General features: G+C 34.9%; 23 protein-coding genes. 16 read left to right on the top strand and 7 right to left on the bottom strand.

Annotation, left to right across the window (positions count from 1 at the left end):
- The first annotated feature begins 29 nt into the window (after nt 1–29).
- Together QYS47_RS01805 and purN are read left to right on the top strand one after the other, a co-directional pair.
- Nucleotides 30–506, top strand: a complete 477-nt coding sequence (locus QYS47_RS01805; RefSeq protein ID WP_302102925.1) for a YcxB family protein — start codon at nt 30–32, stop codon at nt 504–506.
- Nucleotides 503–1,093 (top strand): phosphoribosylglycinamide formyltransferase, encoded by a 591-nt coding sequence (purN, locus tag QYS47_RS01810; RefSeq protein ID WP_302128312.1) that lies wholly within the window; start codon nt 503–505, stop codon nt 1,091–1,093. Before QYS47_RS01805 ends, purN begins: the two co-directional genes overlap by 4 nt.
- Here the strand turns inward: purN and QYS47_RS01815 are convergent.
- Nucleotides 1,090–1,674, bottom strand: coding sequence for a hypothetical protein (locus QYS47_RS01815; protein ID WP_322347514.1), 585 nt, complete (start codon nt 1,672–1,674; stop codon nt 1,090–1,092). The genes purN and QYS47_RS01815 overlap by 4 nt on opposite strands.
- Before the next feature lie 178 nt (nt 1,675–1,852).
- On the opposite strand from QYS47_RS01815, the gene purH reads away from it, so the two are divergent.
- The 6 genes from purH (at nt 1,853) to rodA (ending at nt 9,049) form a co-directional block, all read left to right on the top strand.
- Nucleotides 1,853–3,379 carry a bifunctional phosphoribosylaminoimidazolecarboxamide formyltransferase/IMP cyclohydrolase gene (gene purH, locus QYS47_RS01820; protein ID WP_322347515.1) on the top strand — a complete coding sequence of 509 codons (1,527 nt, stop codon included), beginning with the start codon at nt 1,853–1,855 and terminating at the stop codon, nt 3,377–3,379.
- Nucleotides 3,380–3,493: 114 nt separating this feature from the next.
- A complete protein-coding gene (locus tag QYS47_RS01825; protein WP_303271315.1) occupies nt 3,494–4,522 on the top strand; it encodes a rod shape-determining protein in 1,029 nt (342 codons plus the stop codon).
- A gap of 106 nt (nt 4,523–4,628) precedes the next feature.
- A complete protein-coding gene (gene mreC / locus QYS47_RS01830; protein WP_308358039.1) occupies nt 4,629–5,462 on the top strand; it encodes a rod shape-determining protein MreC in 834 nt (277 codons plus the stop codon).
- Nucleotides 5,455–5,976 carry a Rod shape-determining protein MreD gene (locus tag QYS47_RS01835; protein ID WP_322347516.1) on the top strand — a complete coding sequence of 174 codons (522 nt, stop codon included), beginning with the start codon at nt 5,455–5,457 and terminating at the stop codon, nt 5,974–5,976. Before mreC ends, QYS47_RS01835 begins: the two co-directional genes overlap by 8 nt.
- A complete protein-coding gene (gene mrdA, locus QYS47_RS01840; RefSeq protein WP_308358037.1) occupies nt 5,973–7,784 on the top strand; it encodes a penicillin-binding protein 2 in 1,812 nt (603 codons plus the stop codon). The genes QYS47_RS01835 and mrdA overlap by 4 nt, the downstream gene beginning before the upstream one ends.
- Nucleotides 7,781–9,049 carry a rod shape-determining protein RodA gene (rodA, locus tag QYS47_RS01845; RefSeq protein ID WP_308358036.1) on the top strand — a complete coding sequence of 423 codons (1,269 nt, stop codon included), beginning with the start codon at nt 7,781–7,783 and terminating at the stop codon, nt 9,047–9,049. Before mrdA ends, rodA begins: the two co-directional genes overlap by 4 nt.
- A 4-nt stretch (nt 9,050–9,053) precedes the next feature.
- Here rodA and QYS47_RS01850 read toward each other — a convergent pair whose 3' ends face one another.
- From QYS47_RS01850 to QYS47_RS01865, 4 genes are all read right to left on the bottom strand, one after another.
- Nucleotides 9,054–10,094, bottom strand: coding sequence for an imelysin family protein (locus QYS47_RS01850; RefSeq protein WP_322347517.1), 1,041 nt, complete (start codon nt 10,092–10,094; stop codon nt 9,054–9,056).
- A 1-nt stretch (nt 10,095) separates the two neighbouring features.
- Nucleotides 10,096–11,478 carry a di-heme oxidoreductase family protein gene (locus QYS47_RS01855; RefSeq protein WP_322347518.1) on the bottom strand — a complete coding sequence of 461 codons (1,383 nt, stop codon included), beginning with the start codon at nt 11,476–11,478 and terminating at the stop codon, nt 10,096–10,098.
- A 2-nt stretch (nt 11,479–11,480) separates the two neighbouring features.
- Nucleotides 11,481–12,641, bottom strand: coding sequence for an imelysin family protein (locus QYS47_RS01860; RefSeq protein WP_302128304.1), 1,161 nt, complete (start codon nt 12,639–12,641; stop codon nt 11,481–11,483).
- 92 nt (nt 12,642–12,733) lie between these two features.
- Nucleotides 12,734–13,687 carry a hypothetical protein gene (locus QYS47_RS01865; protein ID WP_322347519.1) on the bottom strand — a complete coding sequence of 318 codons (954 nt, stop codon included), beginning with the start codon at nt 13,685–13,687 and terminating at the stop codon, nt 12,734–12,736.
- Nucleotides 13,688–13,719: 32 nt separating this feature from the next.
- Between QYS47_RS01865 and QYS47_RS01870 the strand changes: the two genes are divergently transcribed.
- From QYS47_RS01870 to recO, 4 genes are all read left to right on the top strand, one after another.
- Nucleotides 13,720–14,043 carry a 2Fe-2S iron-sulfur cluster-binding protein gene (locus QYS47_RS01870; protein WP_322347520.1) on the top strand — a complete coding sequence of 108 codons (324 nt, stop codon included), beginning with the start codon at nt 13,720–13,722 and terminating at the stop codon, nt 14,041–14,043.
- A gap of 61 nt (nt 14,044–14,104) precedes the next feature.
- Nucleotides 14,105–14,683, top strand: a complete 579-nt coding sequence (locus QYS47_RS01875; RefSeq protein ID WP_322347521.1) for a thymidine kinase — start codon at nt 14,105–14,107, stop codon at nt 14,681–14,683.
- A gap of 30 nt (nt 14,684–14,713) precedes the next feature.
- A complete protein-coding gene (gene porZ, locus QYS47_RS01880) occupies nt 14,714–16,876 on the top strand; it encodes a type IX secretion system anionic LPS delivery protein PorZ (protein ID WP_322347522.1) in 2,163 nt (720 codons plus the stop codon).
- Between the two features lie 2 nt (nt 16,877–16,878).
- Nucleotides 16,879–17,568, top strand: a complete 690-nt coding sequence (recO, locus tag QYS47_RS01885) for a DNA repair protein RecO (protein WP_322347523.1) — start codon at nt 16,879–16,881, stop codon at nt 17,566–17,568.
- A gap of 45 nt (nt 17,569–17,613) precedes the next feature.
- Here the strand turns inward: recO and QYS47_RS01890 are convergent, their stop codons facing one another.
- Entirely contained in the window at nt 17,614–18,258 is a 645-nt protein-coding gene (locus QYS47_RS01890) for an SDR family oxidoreductase (protein ID WP_322347524.1), read from the bottom strand.
- Between the two features lie 132 nt (nt 18,259–18,390).
- Here QYS47_RS01890 and QYS47_RS01895 point away from each other — a divergent pair, with 132 nt between their 5' ends.
- Entirely contained in the window at nt 18,391–18,993 is a 603-nt protein-coding gene (locus QYS47_RS01895) for a hypothetical protein (protein WP_322347525.1), read from the top strand.
- A 45-nt stretch (nt 18,994–19,038) separates the two neighbouring features.
- Here the strand turns inward: QYS47_RS01895 and QYS47_RS01900 are convergent, their stop codons facing one another.
- Complete coding sequence (locus QYS47_RS01900; protein ID WP_322347526.1) at nt 19,039–19,929, bottom strand: UbiA family prenyltransferase; 891 nt, start codon at nt 19,927–19,929, stop codon at nt 19,039–19,041.
- Between the two features lie 48 nt (nt 19,930–19,977).
- Between QYS47_RS01900 and QYS47_RS01905 the strand changes: the two genes are divergently transcribed.
- The 3 genes from QYS47_RS01905 to QYS47_RS01915 all read left to right on the top strand — a co-directional run bounded on the left by QYS47_RS01905 (nt 19,978) and on the right by QYS47_RS01915 (nt 23,063).
- Nucleotides 19,978–21,066 (top strand): type III polyketide synthase, encoded by a 1,089-nt coding sequence (locus tag QYS47_RS01905; protein ID WP_322347527.1) that lies wholly within the window; start codon nt 19,978–19,980, stop codon nt 21,064–21,066.
- 2 nt (nt 21,067–21,068) lie between these two features.
- On the top strand, nt 21,069–21,764 hold the full coding sequence (locus QYS47_RS01910; RefSeq protein WP_322347528.1) for a methyltransferase domain-containing protein: 696 nt from the start codon (nt 21,069–21,071) through the stop codon (nt 21,762–21,764).
- A gap of 156 nt (nt 21,765–21,920) precedes the next feature.
- Complete coding sequence (locus QYS47_RS01915) at nt 21,921–23,063, top strand: acyl-CoA dehydrogenase family protein (protein WP_322347529.1); 1,143 nt, start codon at nt 21,921–21,923, stop codon at nt 23,061–23,063.
- The last annotated feature ends 11 nt before the right edge of the window (nt 23,064–23,074 follow it).

Below are 23,074 nucleotides of genomic sequence, written 5' to 3' on the forward strand. Positions count from 1 at the left end.
AATTATTTACGAACAATAGAATTGCAGTAATGCTAGTAAAAACAAAAAAATATAAGCTGGATAACGGTACTTACATTAAGACGGGCTTAAAAAACATTGTGAAAGAACAGTGGTGGGTCTTTTTAATTGCAGCAGCAATCTGTGCAGGTTACGCTTGGATTCCCAACATTTGGTGGTTTATAGGTTCTTTTATAGCCCTATTATTATATTTCCTTTTCTGGTTAATCCAATTTGCTGGGGTAACACAGTTGGAGCAGTATAAAATTCTATTTGAAAGATTGTCTTACGAAATCAGCTCACAACAAATTTTAATAAAACTGAATACTAAGCAAGGAATGCCGATCAAATGGGATCAGATAAAATCTGCCAAAGTGGGCAAGAATGCTTTTACCTTAGTATTATCTAAAGCACAATTTGTATATCTTCCTTTCAAGGTTTTCAAAACAGAAAACGAAATAAAGTTTGTAGAAACTATCTTGAAAAGAAAGGAACTTATTAAATCATGAGTTCAGTAAAAAGACTCGCTATTTTTGCTTCTGGCTCTGGTACCAATGCAGAGAAAATTATGCATTATTTTGCTGAGCAGAATAACATTGAGGTAGCTTGTGTTATTACAAATAAGAAAAACGCAGGTGTTTTAGAACGTGCTTCTAAAGCATCTGTTCCTTCTATCCGATTTCCTAAAGCGGACTTTGACCAGCCTACAGCTCTAATTGAATATTTAAAATCAAAAGAGGTAGACTTTATTATACTTGCGGGCTTTTTATTAAAAATTTCTCCTCAACTTATTAGTGCTTATCCTGATCGCATTATCAATATTCATCCTGCCCTATTGCCAAAATATGGTGGAAAAGGGATGTATGGTCATTTCGTACATGAAGCAGTAATTGATAATATGGAAAAGGAAAGCGGTATCACCATTCATTTGGTAAATGAAAATTATGATGAAGGCCGTATCATCTTTCAGGCAAAATGTGAAGTTTCACCAGAAATGAATCCAGATCAATTAGCAGCAAAAGTGCAGCAATTAGAGCATCAGCATTTCCCAAAAGTGATTGAGGAGTATGTGAATAAATTTGAAAAAGCTAGTTAAGCACTCTTTTCAAATAGCGTTTCAACTAAATCTGAAAAATTCTCTGGTTCTGAATACAGCCTATCAGAATATACGCTTGCCATTATTTTCAAATAATGTGGCTTTTCATCATGTAAAATTAACTCCAAGCTTATGTTTCCATATCGCTGGTCAATAGGAGGCTCCATCTGAATAGGGGGTTTCAAATAATACATCTCCTTGGTAATCACACGGTCTTGTTCAGCGGTTACTTTTCTATTAGATCCAGACTGACGATAACCAATAGAGAGTACTTGCTTTTTAAAATGTTCTAGAAGCATTTTATAATCTGAATTAAGTAAGTTGCTGCAATTAGCGATAGCAAATCCATTTGCCTTATCGCTTTCAAAAAGCGCTATAGGAATTGGATCATTTATATTCGTTTTTTTCAGGTGGTACGCTCTAAATATTTTATCTAAAATTGTTTTACTAACATCCGAAGCATGCCATTCGTCATATGAATTAAATTCATGCTGACTTCTCTTCAACACCTCATTTGTTAGGATTATATTTTTCTTCTCTTTTGGGAATATTTTATTTATGATTTGATCAAAGAATGACATCCAGTATACTTTATTGAATTAAAATTACAACTAATCAAGTAACTCATTTATAGTGTGAAAGATTAGCAAAAAAGCTATAATCTGAAAAAAATATTCAAGATGTCATTATTAAGTCTGTAAAGGCTAAGGGATAAAGCTATAAATCAATTAGTTTTGCAACAAAATAATTCAGAGTAAAATGTCAGTTAGAAAAATCCAATCAGCACTAATTTCAGTATTTCACAAAGATAATCTTGAGCCTATTATCAAATTATTAAAGGATAAAGGCGTAACAATATATAGTACGGGTGGTACTCAAAAGTTTATTGAAGAGCAAGGAGCGGAGGTAATCCCAGTAGAGGACCTCACTAGTTATCCTTCAATCTTGGGGGGAAGAGTGAAAACTTTACACCCCAAAGTGTTTGGTGGAATTTTAGGCAGAAGAGATTTAGAATCTGATAAAGCCCAATTACAAGAATATGACATTCCTGAAATTGATTTAGTAATTGTAGACTTATATCCATTTGAGCAAACTGTAGCCTCAGGTGCAAGCGAGCAAGATATTATCGAGAAAATTGACATAGGTGGAATTTCTTTGATTAGAGCAGCAGCTAAAAATTTCAAAGATGTTGTGATTGTTGCTTCACAAAACCAATATGCTGATTTAGAAAAAGTATTAGAAGAGAAAGACGGAAGCACTGACCTAAACGACAGAAAGGCTTTTGCTATTCATGCTTTTAATGTTTCTTCACATTACGATACCGCAATCTTTAATTATTTTAATGAAGAGGATTCCATAAAAGGCTTTAAGCATAGCATTTCTGAAAGTAAAACTTTACGTTATGGTGAAAACCCTCACCAAGAAGGTGTATTCTTTGGAGATTTAGAAGAGCTTTTTGATCAATTAAACGGTAAAGAATTATCCTATAATAATTTAGTAGATGTTGATGCAGCGGTTTCTTTAATTGAAGAATTTGATAATGAAACCGCCTTTGCAATTCTCAAACATACGAATGCATGCGGTATGGCATTAGGCTCAACCGTAAAAGAAGCGTATCAAAAAGCGTTTGCGGCAGATACTCTTTCTGCTTTTGGTGGAGTTTTAATTACTAATGCTACTGTTGATAAAGAGGCTGCGGAAGAAATGCATTCTTTATTCTTCGAAATCTTAATTGCTCCTGATTTCACCGAAGAAGCATTAGAAATATTAAAAGGGAAGAAAAACAGAATTTTGCTGAAGAAGAAAACCAATCTTTCTACCAAAAAACAATTCAAGAGCTTATTGAATGGTGTTATTGAGCAAGATAGAGACCTTCATACAGACAGTAAATCAGACTTAAAAGTTGTTACAAAAGAAGCGCCTTCTAATGAGGAGGAAAAAGCACTATTATTTGCTTCGAAAATTTGCAAACATACGAAATCAAACACTATTGTGTTAGCCAATAATGGTCAGTTGCTAGCAAGTGGAGTAGGCCAAACTTCAAGAGTAGACGCTTTAAAGCAAGCGATTGAAAAGGCGAAAGTGTTCGGATTTGATTTGAATGGAGCCGTAATGGCATCTGATGCCTTTTTCCCATTTCCTGATTGTGTAGAAATTGCAGACCAAGCTGGAATTACTGCAGTTATTCAACCAGGAGGTTCAATAAAAGATCAGGATAGTATTGATTATTGTGATGCTCACGGTATGAGAATGGTGACTACCGGGATTAGACATTTTAAACATTAAAAATCATTCTTTTAGATAAATCTTGAAATATTTTAGTTGAACGTCTTAATTTATCAAACTAATTTGTAAATTTCCAAAGCGATAATTTTTAATATATAATTTACACGAACATCCATGGGGATATTTGATTTCTTTTCAAGTGACATAGCCATCGATTTAGGTACAGCCAATACCTTAATTATTCATAAAGATAAGATAGTAGTAGACGAACCTTCTATTATTGCCATTGATAAGGCAACTAATAAGGTTTTAGCCATTGGTCGTCAGGCCATGCAGATGCATGAAAAGACTCACGAAAACATAAAAACAATTCGTCCTTTAAAAGACGGGGTGATTGCAGATTTCCATGCTGCGGAACATATGATTCGTGGAATGATTAAAATGATTGACGGTGGCAAAAGAAGCTTTATGCCTTCTTCCCACAGAATGGTGATTTGTATTCCTTCAGGAATTACGGAAGTTGAAAAAAGAGCAGTACGAGATTCAGCTGAGCATGCTGGCGCTAAGGAAGTATACATGATACACGAACCTATCGCAGCGAGTATCGGTATTGGCGTTGACATTGAGCAGCCGGTTGGTTCTATGGTAGTTGATATTGGAGGAGGTACTACAGAAATTGCGGTTATAGCTTTGTCGGGTATTGTTTGTGATCAATCCATCAGAGTAGCCGGTGATACATTTACTAAAGATATTCTAGATTATATGCGTAGGCAGCATAACCTATTAATAGGTGAGCGATCTGCGGAAAAAATAAAAATTGAAGTTGGGGCAGCCCTAACGGAATTAGATGACGGTCCGGAAGATTATGAAATCAGAGGTCGTGATTTAATGACAGGGATTCCTAAAGTTATTAAAGTTTCTTATTCTGAAATAGCTTTTGCGATTGATAAGTCTGTATCAAAAATTGAAGAGGCCGTGTTGAAAGCATTGGAGATTTCACCGCCCGAATTGTCAGCTGATATTTATGACAATGGAATTCATTTAACTGGTGGAGGTGCTTTATTAAGAGGACTTGATAAACGCCTAGCCCTTAAAACTAAATTGCCAATTCACGTGGCAGATGATCCGCTAAGAGCAGTAGTTCGCGGAACAGGCCTAGCTTTGAAAAATTTAAATCATTACAAAGCAGTTTTAATGAGTTAAATGAGGCATCAAAAATGTAAAATATTTGGAAAAGGGAATCCTGTGAAAGGCATTCCTTTTTCCGTTTTAAAGCATTTTATTTTATTGCCTATAATACTAATGGTGAATGCGTAGGTTATTTCAGTTTATTTATCAATATAGAGCTTTCTTCCTCTTCCTATTATTGGAGGTGTTAAGTGCGTGGTTAGTAGTAAACCATAATGATTACATTAGCGCATCTTATTTTAATTCTTCTAGTGCATTTGTGGGCAATGTTTATGAAAATAAACAAGCCGTGCAAGATTATTTTGCTCTTGCAGATGTTAATAAAAATTTAGCGGAAGAAAACGAGATTTTAAGAAACCGTCTTTCTGGTGATAGTATTTTAATTGATACAACAGAAAACGCAATCCCTTTTGGTTTATCCGGACAATATGAATTTGTAAGCGGGAAAGTGGTGAATAATTCAGTGCATCGATTCCGAAACTACTTTACTTTAAATATTGGTGAGAAAGATGGAGTAAAGGAAGGCATGGGTGTAATCAATCCAAAAGGAGTAGTGGGAAAAGTAAAAAGTGTATCCAAAAACTTTTCAACTGCTTATTCAGCACTCCATAGTAAACTCTTGATATCCGCATTAATTGAAGATACCAAAACTTTATGTACCGTAAGATGGTCGGGTGAGGATCCTACAGAAATATCTTTAGAATATGTTCCTCGCCATATCCAAGTAAAGGAAGGAATGCTAGTGGTGAGTTCAGGATTTGATTCTATTTTTCCTGAAGGGGTAAAAATAGGAACCATAAAAGAAGTAGAATTAAACGAAGAATCTACTTTTTATGATATTACACTTTCTTTATCCGCTGATTTTTTCAGCTTAGATTATGTATATGTAATCGGAAATAAATTAAAGCAGGAAAAAGACTCTTTAGAAACAGAATTAGTTATAGAAGATGAATAGTAGCAATAACTTAAAGCAAATACTAATCTGGGTGCTATTTGTCGCATCGCAAATCTTATTTGCACAAAACTTTGTGCTCTATAATCGTGCATTCTGTTTCGTTTATGTAGGTTTTTTATTGTTGTTGCCTTTGGGCTTTTCCAGACTTAATACCTTGTTGATAGGGGTTGTCACTGGTTTTGTTATCGATTTATTTTACAACAGCTTAGGAACTCATATGGCTGCAATGACGTTCATAGCGTTCCTTCGTCCTATTTGGTTAAATGCTATTACGCCAAGAGGAGGCTACGAAAATATTGATACCCCTTCTGTTAAGGATTTAAGTTTATCATGGTTTTTAGCTTATGCATTACCGCTGATGTTCCTTCATTTGGCAGTAGTTTTTTTCATTGAGGCCGGAGGATTTCACATGTTTTTTTATGTGATATCAAAAGTATTATTGAGCACTTTATTAACCGTATTGGTGTTAGTAATTCTACAATATCTATTTTATTCTAAGGGAAGATATTCATGATTGAAAACAGAAAGTACATTATTCAGGGTCTGATTATTTTAGTAGGATTAGTTTTTATAGGAAAGCTTTTTTCTATTCAAGTAATGGACAGCAGATATAAGCTGGCTGCTGAGAATAATGTCATCAATAAAGTTGTCCAATATCCATACAGAGGGTTAATTCTAGATAGAAATAATAAAATTATAGTTCATAACACACCTGTTTATGATATCATGGTGGTACCCAAAGAAGTAGAAGTAGAGGATACCACCGCCTTTTGTAATCTTTTTGATATAACAGAAAAAGAGTTTGAAGAGAAAATCAATAAGGCAAAATCCTATTCCTACATTAAACAATCATTATTCTTTCCTCAATTAAGCAATGAAGAATTTGCTAAAATTCAAACACGTTTAGTGGAATACAAAGGTTTCTATCCCGTTGCCAGAACAGTGAGGAAATATCCAGAACCAGTTTTGGCGAATGGTTTAGGCTATATAGGCGAAGTAAGTAAACGGCAGCTCCAAAGAGACACTTCTAACTATTATAAACAAGGTGACTTTATTGGGATTTCTGGAATAGAGGCTGCTTATGAGGAAGAGTTAAGAGGAAAACGAGGAGTGAAATATAAACTCGTAAACGTTAGGGGTATAGAGAAAGGGTCTTTCAATGATGGTCAGTTCGATACGCTTTCAGTACCAGGAAATAATTTGGTTACTACTATTGATTTAGAGCTTCAGAAATATGCTGAATATTTGATGGAGGATAAAGTGGGAAGTATAGTAGCCATTGAACCCTCAACTGGTGAAATCTTGGCATTTGTTAATAGTCCCTCTTATGACCCTAATCTTTTAGCAGGAAGAAATTACAGTAAGAATTTTAGCAAGCTAAATCAGGATACGCTTAAGCCATTATTTAACAGACCCATCATGGCCCAGTATCGCCCGGGTTCAGTTTTTAAACTGGTGCAATCACTTATTGCATTGCAAGAAGGTGTAATTAGGCCCTCAACCAGGACAGTATGTAATCGTGGAATTATTAATTGTCATGGGGCTCATACCAATGAAGATTTACATGGGGCGATAAAATTTTCTTGTAATCCTTATTTCTATCAAACTTTCAGAAAAATAATTCAACAAGGCGAAGTAGAAGGCATGAATCGTGATGCAAGAGTTGGGCTTACAAAATGGAATAATTACTTAAGTGATTTAGGTTTTGGAAGAAAACTAGGAGTTGATATTCCGAATGAAAGTAAAGGGCTAGTTCCAGACACAACCTATTATGACTATTATTATAAAAGAAACAGCTGGAATTTTTACACGATCTATTCACTAAGTATTGGGGAAGGTGAATTACTTACTACGCCTCTTCAAGTAGCGAACTTAGCTTCAATTCTTGCGAATAGAGGGTATTTTATTAGGCCTCATATGGTGAAAGGAATTGACACGCCCGATTCATACTATAAACTTGAGTTTGAAAAGGAGAAAACCGGCATTGATTCAGTTCATTTTAAAACGGTAGTAGATGCCATGGCTGAAATTGTGGATGGTACAGCCAGAATTGCTAGGGTGAAAGATGTAGAAATTGCAGGAAAAACAGGGACTGTTCAAAATAAGAATAGCTTCGATCACTCAGCCTTTATGGCTTTTGCTCCTAAAGAGAATCCGCAAATTGCCATTTCAGTATATGTTGAAAATGCCGGTTGGGGTGGTGGTGTTGCTGCTGCCATTACAGGTTTGTTAATTGAAAAATATATTAAAGGAGAAGTTGCTTCAAACAGAGCCTGGGTTGAAAATTATGTGATGACTAAAGCCTATTTGAATAATTTATGAGAAGACAGGATAGCATTTGGAATAGAGTTGATTGGCTGTTGATCACAGTGTTTTTCCTTCTTGTATTGTTAGGTTGGCTGAATATTTATGCGGTTGTTTACGATGCTGAGCAAGCTCAAAATATTTTCAGCTTCGATCTTAACTCAGGTAAACAATTGGTATGGATTGCGGGCTCAGTTGTGATCATTATTACCATTATGATATTGGATTTCAAGTTCTTCGATTCCTTTGCGTATTATATTTATGGTGGGTTTATAGTATTACTGATCCTTGTGTTATTCTTTGGTAGGGAGATTGCTGGTAATCAATCCTGGTTTGTATTTGGTCCAGTACGATTACAACCTTCGGAGTTCACAAAATTTGCCACGGCTTTAGCCATAGCCAAATACTTCAGTAGCCGAAATGTCAGATTAGATCGTTTTAATGAGCAGATTAAATCCTCTTTGTTTGTTTTAGTCCCAATGGGCTTAATTATTATGCAAGGTGATGTGGGGACAGCTTTAGTTTTCATCAGTTTTATACTGGTTTATTATCGGGAAGGACTGCCTTCTTTTTATGTGATAACGGGTGTATCTGCAGCAATTATTTTCATACTTACCTTATTGATTGACCAGCTCTATTTAACTATAGGTGTGATTGTTATTGCTACTGTTATAGTCGTAATTAATAATAAGCGATTGAAAAATATCGGAATCACTATATTGGTGTCAGTCTTAGTAATTGGTGTAATTCAAAGTGTGGATTATGTGGTTTCAGATGTATTGAAGCCACACCAGCAGAACCGATTAAAAGCTCTGGTAAATCCTGATGCTGATCCATTAGGTTACGGTTGGAATGTGACCCAGTCAAAAATCGCAATTGGTTCTGGCGGTACTTTTGGAAAGGGCTTTTTAGAAGGGACTCAAACTAAATTTGACTTTGTTCCGGAACAAAGTACTGACTTTATTTTCTGCACTATAGGAGAAGAGCACGGCTGGGCAGGAAGCTTTATTTTGATATTCCTTTTCTTAGTATTGATGATAAGAATTATATTCCTAGCAGAACGGCAAAAGTCAAATTTTGCAAGAATTTATGGTTATGCTGTGGCAGGAATTTTCTTTTTCCACTTTGGGATTAACATCGGGATGACCATTGGTTTATTTCCCGTTGCTGGTATTCCTTTGCCTTTCTTTAGTTATGGAGGTTCATCGCTTTGGTCTTTTACCATTCTACTATTTACACTAATTAAGTTAGATGCACATAGAATGCAGGTACTGACCAGATGATAATTTAGTCGCCATCACCATCGCTGAAGGTGGTTACTAAACCAAGCTGACCCATCAGTTCTGTTTTTAAAAGTATACCTAGATTAAGTGATTCAAGATATATTTGATCTACTTGTTTAGAGCTTTCAGTAATCATTTTAGCTAGGCTTTCTTGGCTATCAATTCTTGCTAGAACTGTATTTATTTGGTTATTTATTTTTTCATTTAGTGGTAAGTTATCCGATACTTTAATATTCAAATTTTTCAAATAATCATCAACTCCTTCTTTTTCTCCTCCATTAAAGGATTGCTGTAGGGCAAGCAATTTAGCTTCTATAATAGCTAATGAAGTTTGGCTGTATGGAGCCTGGAGGTTATAGATGTTCTTCTCAACTCCCACAGTTTTTCCAGCAGGTCTTCCTACTTCATCCCCTTTGATATAATCCGCCATTTCAATCCATTGATTGGTTAATTTGCTGATGCTGGAGTTAATGCCACTGCCCGTATTTTTACTAAACTCTTCAGCATAATTATTTTCCCATTGAGTTAATACTTCTTGATTAAGCTCTGATAATTGATTACTTAGCATTAATATGAACTTAAGCTGATTATCATTTAATGTTTCATTTGTGAAAAGCACAAATTCTATGGCTCCTAAACCTTGTACGTTACTGCCAAGTGAAGAAATGAAACCTTTCTCCTGATTATAATTGGCAATTGCACTTTGGATTTTAGTAGTGTCAACTGGAAAATAATAGAAGTTATTTTCAATCAATAAATCATCTATGGGCCCAAAGCGGTAGGGCGCTGTCTTGGCCCAGCTAATTGAAGCAGTATTCCATGAGCTTCTAAGATCTGCTATGCTATTTGCCTTTTGTTGGAAATCATTAAATGATTGCTTCAGCTTTTCAAAGTTATTTAAACTCTCTTGGTAGGCAGGAATTGCTAAATTATAAGCAATGTTTTTTAACATTGGCTCTTTATCGAAATCAGTATTTTTATCTCCGGAATTGCATCCAAATAGAAAAGTCAAACTGATTAATAATGCGAACTTGAGGAATTTCATATTATAAAGAGTTTACAAAGGCGATTAAATTTTCTCTATTGATTTTTGATAGTTGTTTGAATTCTTCTTGGCTGTTTTGCGCTTCACCCCCATGCCACAGAATAGCTTCTTCAACATTTCGAGCTCGGCCATCATGCAATAAAGTAGTATGACCATTCACTGTTTTTACCAATCCGAGTCCCCATAAAGGTGCAGTTCTCCACTCCACACCATTAGCTTCATTGTCTGGTCTATGATCGGCTAAGCCTTCACCCATATCGTGTAGCAATAAGTCAGTATAAGGATATATTTTTTGATTGCTAAATTCTTCAATATCCGCATTATCCTTGGTAGTAAATGATGGGGTATGGCATTTCTGGCATCCAATTTCATGAAAGAGCTTTTGACCATCCACAACATTTTTGGTTCTTGCATTTCTTCTTTTTGGAACTGCTAATACCTGAGAATAAAGGGTAACTCGATCTAAAATATCATCCGTAACTTCAGGTTCGCCTCCATTTATGATAGAGGCTAATAATTGAGCTTCCGTATCGTTTTGAGCTGGAAAAATAGTACTAGTTAGCCCCATATCACCTTGAAATGCGCCAGCTACTTGTTGCTTTACGGTAGGTTCATTTGCCTTCCAGCCAAATCGACCAATCACTTTTTTTCCTTCTACTACATCTTCAACATAATTTGGACGACCCGAAATGCCGTCATTATTTTTATCATCAGGATCAGCTATTGCTAAAATGTCTTCCTTGCTGATCGCTTCAAGTAAACCTAAACCAATAATATGAGGAGCAACTCTCGGAGAAACCATAACTTTCTCATCTATGTCTCCATAATTAAGATTCTCGAAACTGTAAGTAGGCTTTCTTAATGAATATTCAGTGCCATCTGCATATCGCCCTTTTACTTCTTCGTATTCAATTTTAACATCACCCTCCTCTTTTGCGCCAATAATCGCCAAATGGTTAAACTGATTTCCGTAGTTAGGGACAGGAACCACTTTGCCTTCCGCATTTTCTACACTTAACCTAAAAAGTAGAGCGGATGATTGACCTTTTTCGAATCCAGGCTCTCCTTTACCATCTAAGAAGTGACAGCTTGAGCAGGACTTAGCATTTAACAAAGGACCTAAACCATCTAAATCTTCAGTGGAGGCCGGAGCTGTTACCCAATTTCTTTTAAAGAAGGCATTTCCGGTTACAAATTGCATTTGTTTTGCATCGGAAATTTTGGGAGCCGCATGACCAAATGCGTTTACTGAAAAATCATCTGTTGTGGCAGCATCCCCTCCAGGATAAAGAGATGACTCGCTTACGGCTTCATAACTTTCCTTGCTACTGCAAGAAAAAATGAAGAGGGCGATTAATAAATATAAAGAGTAACTATTTCTCATTTTTATATGGCTTCCGGATCGAATTTGAAACCAAATTTATTAGCTGCAACGGCAAATAAATCACCTTGTTTTCTGAATAAGCTAATTGTTGCAGCGATTTGTTTTCTGCCTTCAGGGTTTTTTATTTGCTGATCAAAAGGAGCTTCAATTTTTTTGCTGGAAGCTAATCCTTTAGCTATAGTTTCTTTGAGATTTTCTGCTAATTCGGGGTCTTCTGATTTTAAAAGATGATAAACTCCAGGGCCATTAACTGTACTATCAGAATTTAACATTTTGTATTCACCCAGGTAAACATTCTGGATTCCCTTCTCATTAGTAATGATATCTCTATGAGTATTATCACTAAAACAAGAATGCTCATCTTCTTTCGATTTTAAATCATAAGCCACAAACATTCTTTCGCCAGCTAATTCACCCTTACTTAGTTTCCCTAATCCCGAAAAAATTTTCTTTAATGACTCTTCTGGATTACTTGTAAATTCAGCACGGTAATTATCTTGATTCGGTTCCCATTCCTGCTTGACCGTGTTTAAATCGTGAAGTAAAAGCTTAGCGGTTTCTAATAAATAAGTTTGTCTTCTTTCTGCATGTATTCTGTGGGCTTCATCAGCAGGAATATAATCTGTATAAGGTCTTTGCCCTGCTCCTGCGCCATCACTTAAATCTTGACCCCACAATAAAAATTCAATGGCATGATATCCTGAACTCACATTGGTTTCACTTCCTTTTTCATTCATGGAAGCAATAAATTCAGCATTAATTTCGGGGTATTGCTCTGGGCTGTTTATGATGTTAGCGTTATTATTATCAGAGGCCACATAGTCAATATAAGCTTCATCCAAAGGCCAAGCGTTTATTTGTCCTTCAGGTCCGTTTTCGCCATCAATCGGCCCACCATAAAATCTGAAGGCTTCTGTTTGACCATAAGCTTCTCTAGCCATTAGCCAAGCTTCTTTACAAGCTTGCAACCCATCATCAGAAGGCTCATTTATAAAAACTTCAATTTCTTGCTTTAATTTTTCTGCTTGATCGTAGGTGTCCTGGTAGCTTGCATAAACGATTTGAGCATAATTTTCAATTATATCTTCTTTACTTACTTTCTCTTCAGAATTACAAGAAAACAGTAAAACTATAGCTGCTAATAGAGTAACCGCCTTATTCATTTTATTTAGATTTATTAAAGATAGTGCAAAAGTAATAGACTAAACTTAGAAAAGAAACTTTTGTTAAATATTGAAATTGAAGGCTTTAAAAATTATCCGAATCTCTTTTCAATTAACTCTAAAAATTCTTCGACCTCTTCAGTTTCCATATCCCAATTATACTTATCAGCAAGTGAGTTTTTAATATGTGAGGAGGCTTCATCAAAGCTTTCCATTTGGTCGATATATTCTAGGGCAGATAAAAATTGACTTTGATTACCATCAAATAATTCATTTACAAACATAAAGCGCTGATTTAGGCTAAGCATTTTCATTATGCTTTTCGCGCCACTTTGGGCTAGTTTGTCAGCAAGTGTCTGCTTATCTTTACTTTGAAATTTTTCATTTAACATTACGCCTTCTTCTTTTTCTTCCTCCAAGTAAATATCGGCTAAGGATAATGGAAGTGTTTTTGAAAATTCTTCTAGTAGTGGCTGAATATCAGCAGGCTGCTCATCCGTAGTATTGCAAACCTCATTAAACATTTCAAAAGCCTGATCATTAAAAACCACCTTTTCTTTTAATGATATAAAATGTTCAATTAAGCCATCCAATAAAAAGCTATTGAATTTAATGTATTTCTTTAGGTCTTTTAAGTCAGCAAGTTTTAATCGGCTATCATCTCTTTGGTTTATTTCTTTTGAATAAAAATCGTAAGGAGAGAAAGCTAATAAAACACTATCTTTAATAGATTCTTTTAATAGAGGTTCAAAGTGTTCTTTTTTGATGTATATATGACGAGAGAGCGTGTTCATAAAATCTTTCATGGCTTTTTTAACCTCATCGCTGTGGTAATCGAAATATGGGCTTTGCAGTTTTGCATTCTCCTTTTTCCATTTCCTGAACAGGTTTTTAATTACCATCAAGTTGATTTGCTTATTGGGGCTTAGCTCAAGTATTTCTTTTCCACTTATATGAGTTGAATTACTAAAGAAAGATTTGCAGAGTTGTTTTGCCAAAGCTTTGCTGTATGCGTCAATCGCCTGATGATTTAATTTGCTCTCCATTATTAAATTTACTTTTTTTGCAATTTGTTCTTATGCCAGAAATCGAGATCACTAATCTTTATAATCGCAAGATAATCACTAATAGCTTAGAAAAAACGGCATTAGAGATTATACACGAAAACTTTATCGATTGGATGCATGCCTGCGGTAAAAAGGGAAGGTGTACCTCCTGTAAAATGATAATTGAAAAAGGGCAAGAAAATTTAGCAGAATTAACTAAAGCAGAGGAACGTTTTAGAAATCAAAATCGGTTAGCTGATAATGAAAGGCTAGCTTGTCAGGCGGTTTTAAAAGGAGATATAAAAATTAAAGTAGCGGAAAGAAATAAGTTTCCGCATATGGATTATTCAGATTAAGTATAATTTTGTTCGCATTAAAACTGTCAGGTTTTAGTTAGAAAAATATAGAAGGTATAAAATGTTTGTAGAACCGCATATTGGTAGAGAAGAAGAAGGAACAGGAAAGGGCTGGATAGAGCTTATTTGTGGTTCTATGTTCAGTGGAAAAACAGAAGAACTGATTCGTAGGCTTAATCGTGCTCTAATTGCTCAACAGAAGGTTGAAATATTCAAGCCTAAAGTTGATACGCGTTATCATGATACCGAAGTCGTTTCTCATAATAAAACTAAAATACGTTCTACCCCCGTTGACTTCGCAGAAGATATTTTATTATTCTCTGGCAATTCTCATGTCGTAGGGATTGATGAAGCACAGTTTTTTGATGCGGAAATTGTTAGTGTAGTAAACACTTTAGCTAATCAAGGGAAGAGGGTAATCATTGCTGGCTTGGATATGGATTTCAGTGGTAAAGCTTTTGGTCCAATTCCAGAATTAATGGCGGTATCAGAATATGTAACAAAGGTTCATGCCATCTGCGTTAAATGTGGAGGAATTGCATCTTATTCTTATCGTTTAAGTAAAGACACTGAAAAAGTAGTCTTGGGTGAAAAAGATAAATATGAACCAAGATGTCGCAGATGTTTTGAAATGGGCTAATAATTAATACTTTCAATCGTTTTTGAATTCATGCAAAAGTTCTCAGCTTTCTTATTTTTATTGTTTTTGAATGTTAGCGTATTTGCTCAAAACATTCCTTTGGGAACTTGGAGAAACCATGCTGATTATTCAAACGCCAAAGAAGTTGAATTCTTTAATCAAAAGATCTTTACAGCCACCGAAAATGCTTTGTATTACTTCGATTTAGAAGATGGAAGTTTAAATACATTAAGTACTGCTGATGGTTTGAGTAGTTTAAAAATCACCTCACTAAACGCGATTAATGATTTGTTATTAATTGGCTATGAAGATGGCATTGTTAATATTTTAGATTCAGATTTAAACATTAGCGCTTTTTCACAAATCTTCAATTCTGATATTAGAACTAGTAAGCAAATTAATGAAGTCATCCAGCTTGAAGATTTGATTTATATTGCGACTGATTTTGGAATCATCCTTTATAGTTCTGAAAGTAACGAATTGGTAGATGCTTTTACTAATTTATCAGATACTGGTGAGGCATTAGTCATTCACCACATTTCACATAAAAATGGAATTCTGTATTTAAGCACTGATGAAGGACTGCTTTCAGGTGATTTGAATTCAAACTTAAACCTTAAAGATTTCCAGAATTGGAAAAGGTACCCACTTCATTCAGCAGAAATAGGCTTGCGATCTGCTTATCCATTTAACTCTAGTATTTATGCTTTAGGCGCTAATGATAGTATTTATGTATTCGAAAATAATAATTGGAATTTAGCTTTTGGAAATGATAAAGCTGTACAAAAATTAAATGTATTTGATAATAATCTTTATGCTTCAAAAGGGAATCATATTCTAAAATTTGAAAATGGACTTTTTGAACCGGAGTTTAATGTAAATGCATCTATTCAAATCAATGACTTTGTAATTTCAGAAAACCAATACTTTTTAGCAACTGAATTAGCTGGACTAGTAAAATATCAGAATGGCTCTTCAGAGAGTCTGATTCCTCAAGGGCCTAAAGGGAAACCCAGTAGTATTCACCAGCTTGAAGAATATACCTTTTCACTTTCAAATAATACTAAAGGATTTTCCTTTTTTGAAAACGGTCGATGGAATTACGTGGGGAAAGATGATAATGAGAATGATTTGCCAATTTTTAGAGATGTAGCTTTAGATTTGATAAGTGGAAATGGAATATTTCTAAGTGAAACTGATGGGCCATATAGCTGGGACACTAATCAGGTTTCTAAAGTGAGTGTTGAAGACACAACATTATCAGAATGGCTTTATTTAGCAGAAAGTGTAGAAGGTGATTATTGGGCTTTAGTTAGAACTTCTGACAATTTTTATGGGGTTTTCAATCCTCAAACTCAAGCGCTTTTTAAAACGAATTTGAATAGTAATGCTCAAATCAATGATTATTTAATAGTGCCTAATGGCGATCATTATGTGGCAACCAACTCAGGTATTTATATTTTTAATCCTGAAATAGAGAATGACAGACGACTCAATACGATTTTAGGAAATGGAAATTTACCTAACAATCAAATTTTAGATCTGGAGTTAGCTTTGGATGGTCAATTATGGATTGCCACAAATTCAGGAGCTGCTTTTTTTAATAGCTATCAAGCAGTTTTAACGGGAGAATCAGCTGATGCATCTCAACCTATATTTGAAGGCTTTTTTCTTTTTGATGGAATACCCGTAAATCAGATAAAAATAGACGGAGGAAATCGTAAATGGATGAGCACCCGAGATGGCCTATGGTTATTTGATGAAAATATAAATCGAAATATTTTACACTTAAGAAGAGATAACAGCCCAATTGTGGATACTGAAATAAGGCAAATGGTAGTAAACCCTATTAATGGTGAATTATTCATGATTTCTGATTCGCAATTTTTATCTTACAGAACAGATGCTAGTAGGGCAGGCGCCATTCACTCCAATGTTGAAGTGTTTCCTAACCCAATCAGTGCTTCGAGAAACTCAAGGGTAACCATCAGAGGATTAGCCTATAATAATGAAGTAATGATTACGGATATGGCAGGCAATCTAATTCATAAAGGGCAGGCCAATGGGGGTACTTTTTCTTGGGATTTATCTAATTATTCGGGTTTTAGATTAAAGCCTGGCGTTTATCTGGTTTTTTCTATTAATGCCGATGGAACCGAAACCTATCAAGCTAAATTTGCTTTGATTCCCTAGCGATGTTACATAAAACCAAAGGTATAGTGATCAGTCATGTGAAATATGGGGAAACCTCTATTATTATACAGATTTATACTGAAAAGTTTGGCATACAATCCTACATTGAAAATGGGGTTAGGAAGGCAAAGGCTAAAAATAAGATGGCCATTTTTCAGCCTCTAACTTTGTTAGATTTAGTAGTTTATAAAAAATCAAACAGCAGCATTAACCGAATTTCTGAAATAAAGGTAAGTCCACCATTTAGAAGTATTCCTTATGAGATTATTAAATCTTCTATGGGAATATTTTTAGCTGAAATGTTAAACCATATTCTTAGAGGTGAGGAAGATGAAAACCCACTAATGTTTGAATTTATTGAAAAAAGCTTAGTCTATTTTGATCAGAAGGAAAGCAATTATGTAAATTTTCATTTACAATTTTTAATTCAATTAACTGCTTTTTTGGGGTTTAAACCCGCTAATGCTCATGAAATGATTCAAGAAGTTTCAGACTTTCATCACGTAAAATTACGTCCTGATGAAATTCAGAAATTAGAAGAATTAATAGAAAATGATATTTCAGCAGAGGTTAAATTAACAGGAGAACAAAGGCAACAATTGATAAAAGTAATTATCTTTTTTTATCAAATTCATAGCCATTCATTCAAAGAGATAAAGTCATTAAAAATTTTACATGAGGTATTAAACTAAAAACTCCGCTAACTAGCCTTTAAAATAGATAGCGGAGTTGTATGATTAAGCCTTTTCTATTGCTTCTTCTATATTATTTGGTCCGGATAGTAACTCTAATGATCTTCTGTAGGTGTTTTCAGCTTCTAATGATTTTACCACCACATCTGCTACATCCCATCTTGGGATTGAACCCATTCTTTCATCAGTTCTTTCACCAAAATCAACTTTTCCCTTTGGCTCATCATCCGTTAATAATCCAGGTTTGAAGATTGTGTAGTTGAGTCCTGTTTGTTGCAAATAATCATCTGCTGCAGATTTGGCATTATAATATGCAGCCATATCTTTAGGCCAATCGGATGGGTTAAAATCCGCACCGAATGCACTTACCATCATAAACCGAATATACTTATGCTGTACAGCTAAGTCAATGGCTTTAATGGCACCTTGTTGGTCAATTGCTTTTGTTTTATCATCTCCAGTATTACCACCGCTTCCAGCAGTAAAGATTACAGCATTATTTCCTTCATAGGCATGGCTAAAATCTTTCTCAAGATCTCCTAATACGGTTTTAATTCCTTTTTTCTCAAATTGTTCTTTTTGAGATTCCTCTCTTACCATGGCTATGGCATCATGAGGAGTATTATCATGTATTTTATTAACTATTTTTTTACCTATTTTTCCGTTTGCTCCTATTACTAAAATATTCATAATGTTTGTTTTAGTTCATTTAAGTATACGGACTGAATAGAATTTGTTTAAATCCTAACAAATTGATTTCATAATTATGATAAAATACTATTTTTGTAGTTGAACCCTATTTTAACTGTCAACCACAATAAAATGAATCGAATTATAATAGCTCTTGCATTTTTAGTTTCTACTCAATCCTTTATTGTTGCACAAAATAAACCAGAAGCACTTGAAAAAGGAGAAGCGGCTTCTGTATCTAATAATTTGGTAAAAGTAGAGACACTTTTACCTTCAATAATAGGTTTTTCGTACGAGAAGAAGCTTGATCAACATATTTCCCTGTATAGTAGCTTAAGCCTATTAGGGGGCTTCGGAGGAGGAACCTATTCGCGTACTTTTTATTATGTTGATAACTACTATATTCTTACACCCCAAATAAAAGTGCAGCCTCGCTTTTACCATAATATTGCTAAGCGCGCAGCTAATGATAAAAATATCAATTCTAATGCAGCAAATTATATAGGCTTTTCAGGAAGTTTCTATCATACCTCCTTTTTTATGACCAATGCGGAAAATTATCCTAAAGGACCAGGGATCTTTGATTTACAAATATCCTATGGTTGGCAAAGAAGCTTTTTTAAGCGCATGAATATAGACTTAGCATTTGAGCCTGGTATTGAATTTAGTCAGGGCCAGGCAGAATTTTTTATAGGCTTAAATTTACAATTAGGATTTGTATTATTTTCTAATTGATACAATGCATCGCCACTTTATTCTACTCCTAAATTTTCTAAATCATTAATTCAACTGCCCAATGTGACTTATTTTCAAAAAGAAATAAACAAAGAAGGCGTTAAGACAGATTGCAGAGATTAAATTCAAGCCCATAGTCCAGCCGAAATTTGCAAACTTTTCATTTCTATGTACTAAAGCAAACCAGATCAGGAAATACAATACAGTTGGTGACATGAATAATAAAAAGGAAATAGCTATTTGCTCATTGTGATAGTTTAAGAAGTAATATTCAAAACCTAATGTTGCCAATAAAAAAACGATCAATGTGAAAAGGAATGTACCTTTAATTCCCAACAATAAAGATAGAGTGTTATCCCCTCTTTTATTATCCTCTTCATGCTGGTAAACCTGAGTCATAGGATATGAACCCCAAAGAAAAAAGGAGGTCAATAAGCCAGGAAAAATCACTTTCCATTTTAATGCAAGCTCCATTCCAAAACCATTAATCCCTACATAAGCCATATAAAAAGTAAAAACGCCTTGAAAAAAACCAGCTATGAACCATCCCAACCAAGGATATTTTTTCAAACGAATACCAGGGTGGCTGTAGGCTTTTGAAGCAAGTCCATAAATAAAGACAAGAATAGCAAATTCCATACTGATCATCCAGGCTAGGGCAATTCCAATAAAATCAAAAACTAAACTAGTGTAATAAAGCCCAATCGTTACAGGAGGAGGCTTTTTGATTAAGCCAATACTTTTTTCGTCCTTATCGAAATATGAATTATAAGCATTGCTAGCTGGGTAAATAAAAAAGTGAAGTAATACAAATGAAAGTATAATCTGGTCTTCACCAATGTTAGGGCTAATGCCTAAAGCAAAGATATAAACTGGTAATAAAAAGAATGAAAATGGAATCCTTAAATGTTGAAGAATATGTAATGCTTTTTTCATGAACAATATTCAAAATTTTTGCTTAATATAGTCAATCAAGAATTATTTATGCCATACATCAACCTGATTTCTCCTGCGAACCCGGAGATTAAAATTCCGCAAAATGAAATAGCAGGCTTTATGCAAAAGGCTATGCGACTCAATGAGGATGAGAGCAGAAAGTTAAATGCTATTTTCAGAATGTCGGGTATAAAACAAAGGCATACCGTTATAGCCGATTATCAGTTTTCTGATGACACAAAATGGAATTTCTACCCGAAAGCCCAGAGCAATAAGTCACAGCCCAATACAGCTGAAAGAATGCAGCTTTTTGAAAAGCATGCATTACCACTAGCTCAAAAATCATTAGATAAGGTTTTTAGCCAATATCAGCCCAACGAATTTACCCATCTTATTACAGTAAGCTGCACGGGCATGTTTGCTCCAGGATTGGACATTCAGTTAATTAAAAATACCGGACTAAATTCAGATGTAGAAAGAACATCCATTCAATTTATGGGGTGTTTTGCTGCATTCAATGCTTTAAAGACAGCAAACCATATTTGTAGATCAGATAAGCAAGCAAAAGTTCTGATTGTGTGCGTTGAGCTTTGTACTATCCATTTTCAGGCAGATTATAATGAAGATAATTTGTTGGCGAATACATTATTTGCCGATGGGGCTTCATCTGTTGTGGTGACTAATGAGAAAACAGATTCCGCACTTGAAATAAAGGCTTTTAAGAGCGTAGTGGAAAATAATTCGGAGCAAGAAATGGCCTGGAATATTGGTAATCTTGGTTTTGAAATGAAATTGAGTAGCTACGTGCCGGAAGTTATTGCTAATAATATTGCGAAATTGGGTGACGAACTTATGCAAAAGTTAAACCTCAAACTTCAAGATATTGATCAATTTGCCATCCATCCCGGTGGAAAAAGAATTCTAGAGGCAGTTGAAAAAGGCTTAAATGTATCTTCAGAGAAGAATAAATCTGCTTATAAAGTATTGAGCGAATTTGGCAATATGTCTTCACCCACAGTCCTTTTTGTTTTGCATGAAATGTGGGATAATATAAAGCCAAAAGATAAAATTTTAAGTTTTGCATTTGGGCCAGGTCTTACTATGGAAAGCATGTTATTAGAACAAGTTGAAATTTAGCAATGGTTGATTTATCCTACAGATCGGAAGAGTTAGAAATCATGGATGATTTGTCGGATGATAGCCCGGCTTTATACCAAGCACTTAAGGAGTTGGATATTATCAACAAATGGTTGGGGGGAAATGCGGTTACCCTTATAGCCGTAAAAAAGATATTAAAAAGCAATCCTCAGAAAAATTGGACCATAGCAGATTTAGGTTGTGGAAGCGGAGAAATGCTAATTAAAATAGCCGACTGGGCTAGACAAGAGAATATTAATGTTGAACTCAATGGATTTGATGCAAATCCCAATGTTATTCAATATGCCAAAAACCATTGTGAAGATTATCCTGAGATCAATTTACAAACCGAAAACATCTTTTCAGAATCCTTTAAAAACAGAAAATTCGATCTTATTAGCTGTACCCTCTTTTTGCATCATTTCACTAAAGATGAACTAGTGAATTTATTAGAACAGTTTAATCAGCAAAGCAAAAATGTGGTCATAAATGATTTGCATCGTCATTACTTCGCCTATTATTCAATTAGAGTAATCACTCAGTTATTCAGCAAATCAAAAATGGTAAAGAATGATGCTTGCTTATCGGTATGGCGGGCCTTCACCAAAAAAGACTGGCAAGAAATCCTCCAATTGGCTCAGATTAACAATTATTCAATTAAATGGAAATGGGCTTTCAGGTGGAAAGTCGTGTATTAAAATAACTTTCATTAGTAGAGCATCATATTCAAAAATTTGCTCAAATATCTTACTTCCTCACAACCTTTTAAGCCTAACGAATGTTAGTTGGGTAATTAAGCTATTTTAAACTATATTTGCACTTATTTTAGGAAACGAACGACTAAAGCAGAATATATGGATTTTGGATTGAATGAAAATCAGGAAATGATTGCCCAAATGGTAAAAGACTTTGGGGCAAAAGAAATCACACCTCATCGTGATCAGTGGGACGAAGAGCAACACTTCCCTATTGATGTTATGAAAAAATTAGGCGGTTTAGGGTTAATGGGCGTATTGGTACCTCAGGAATATGGTGGTGCTGGCTTCGGTTATGAAGAATATGTTACTGCAATCTTAGAGCTTGCTAAAGTTGATCCTTCTATCGGCTTATCCATGGCAGCACATAATTCATTATGTACAGGCCATATTTTACAATTTGGTAATGATGAACAAAAGAAAAGATGGTTACCAAAACTAGCAACTGCTGAGTGGATTGGTGCTTGGGGTTTAACTGAGCCTAATACTGGATCTGATGCAGGTAATATGAAAACTACTGCAGTTCAAGATGGAGATTATTGGGTAATCAACGGTGCGAAAAACTGGATTACACATGGTAAGTCTGGTGATGTTGCAGTTGTTATTGTTAGAACAGGCGAAAAAGGAGATTCTCACGGCATGACCGCTTTTGTTGTGGAAAGAGGAACGGAAGGATTCAAGGCCGGAAGAAAAGAAAATAAATTGGGTATGCGTCTTTCTGAAACCGCAGAAATGATTTTTGAAGATTGCCGCGTACATAAAGACAATATGTTAGGTAAAGTGGGTGAGGGTTTCATTCAGGCTATGAAAGTTTTAGATGGTGGTAGAATTTCGATCGCTGCACTTTCATTAGGTATTGCAGAAGGAGCTTATGAAGCGGCTTTGGCTTACAGCAAAGAAAGACACCAGTTTAATCAGCCTATTTCTAACTTTCAAGGTATTGCATTCAAATTAGCAGATATGGCAACTGAATTAGAAGGTGCTAAATTATTAACCTTCCAGGCGGCAGATTTGAAAAACAAAGGTAAGAGCGTAAATAAAGAGTCTGCAATGGCTAAGTATTATGCTTCCGAAGTAGCGGTTAAAAACTCAACTGAAGCAGTTCAGATCTTTGGTGGTTATGGTTATACTAAAGACTATCCTGTTGAGAAATTCTACAGAGATTCTAAGCTTTGTACAATCGGTGAAGGTACTTCTGAAATTCAGAAATTAGTAATCAGTAGATCAATCTTGAAAGGATAAGTTAAAATCAA

The organism is Marivirga arenosa (assembly GCF_030503875.2).
Classification (GTDB): Bacteria; Bacteroidota; Bacteroidia; order Cytophagales; family Cyclobacteriaceae; genus Marivirga; species Marivirga arenosa.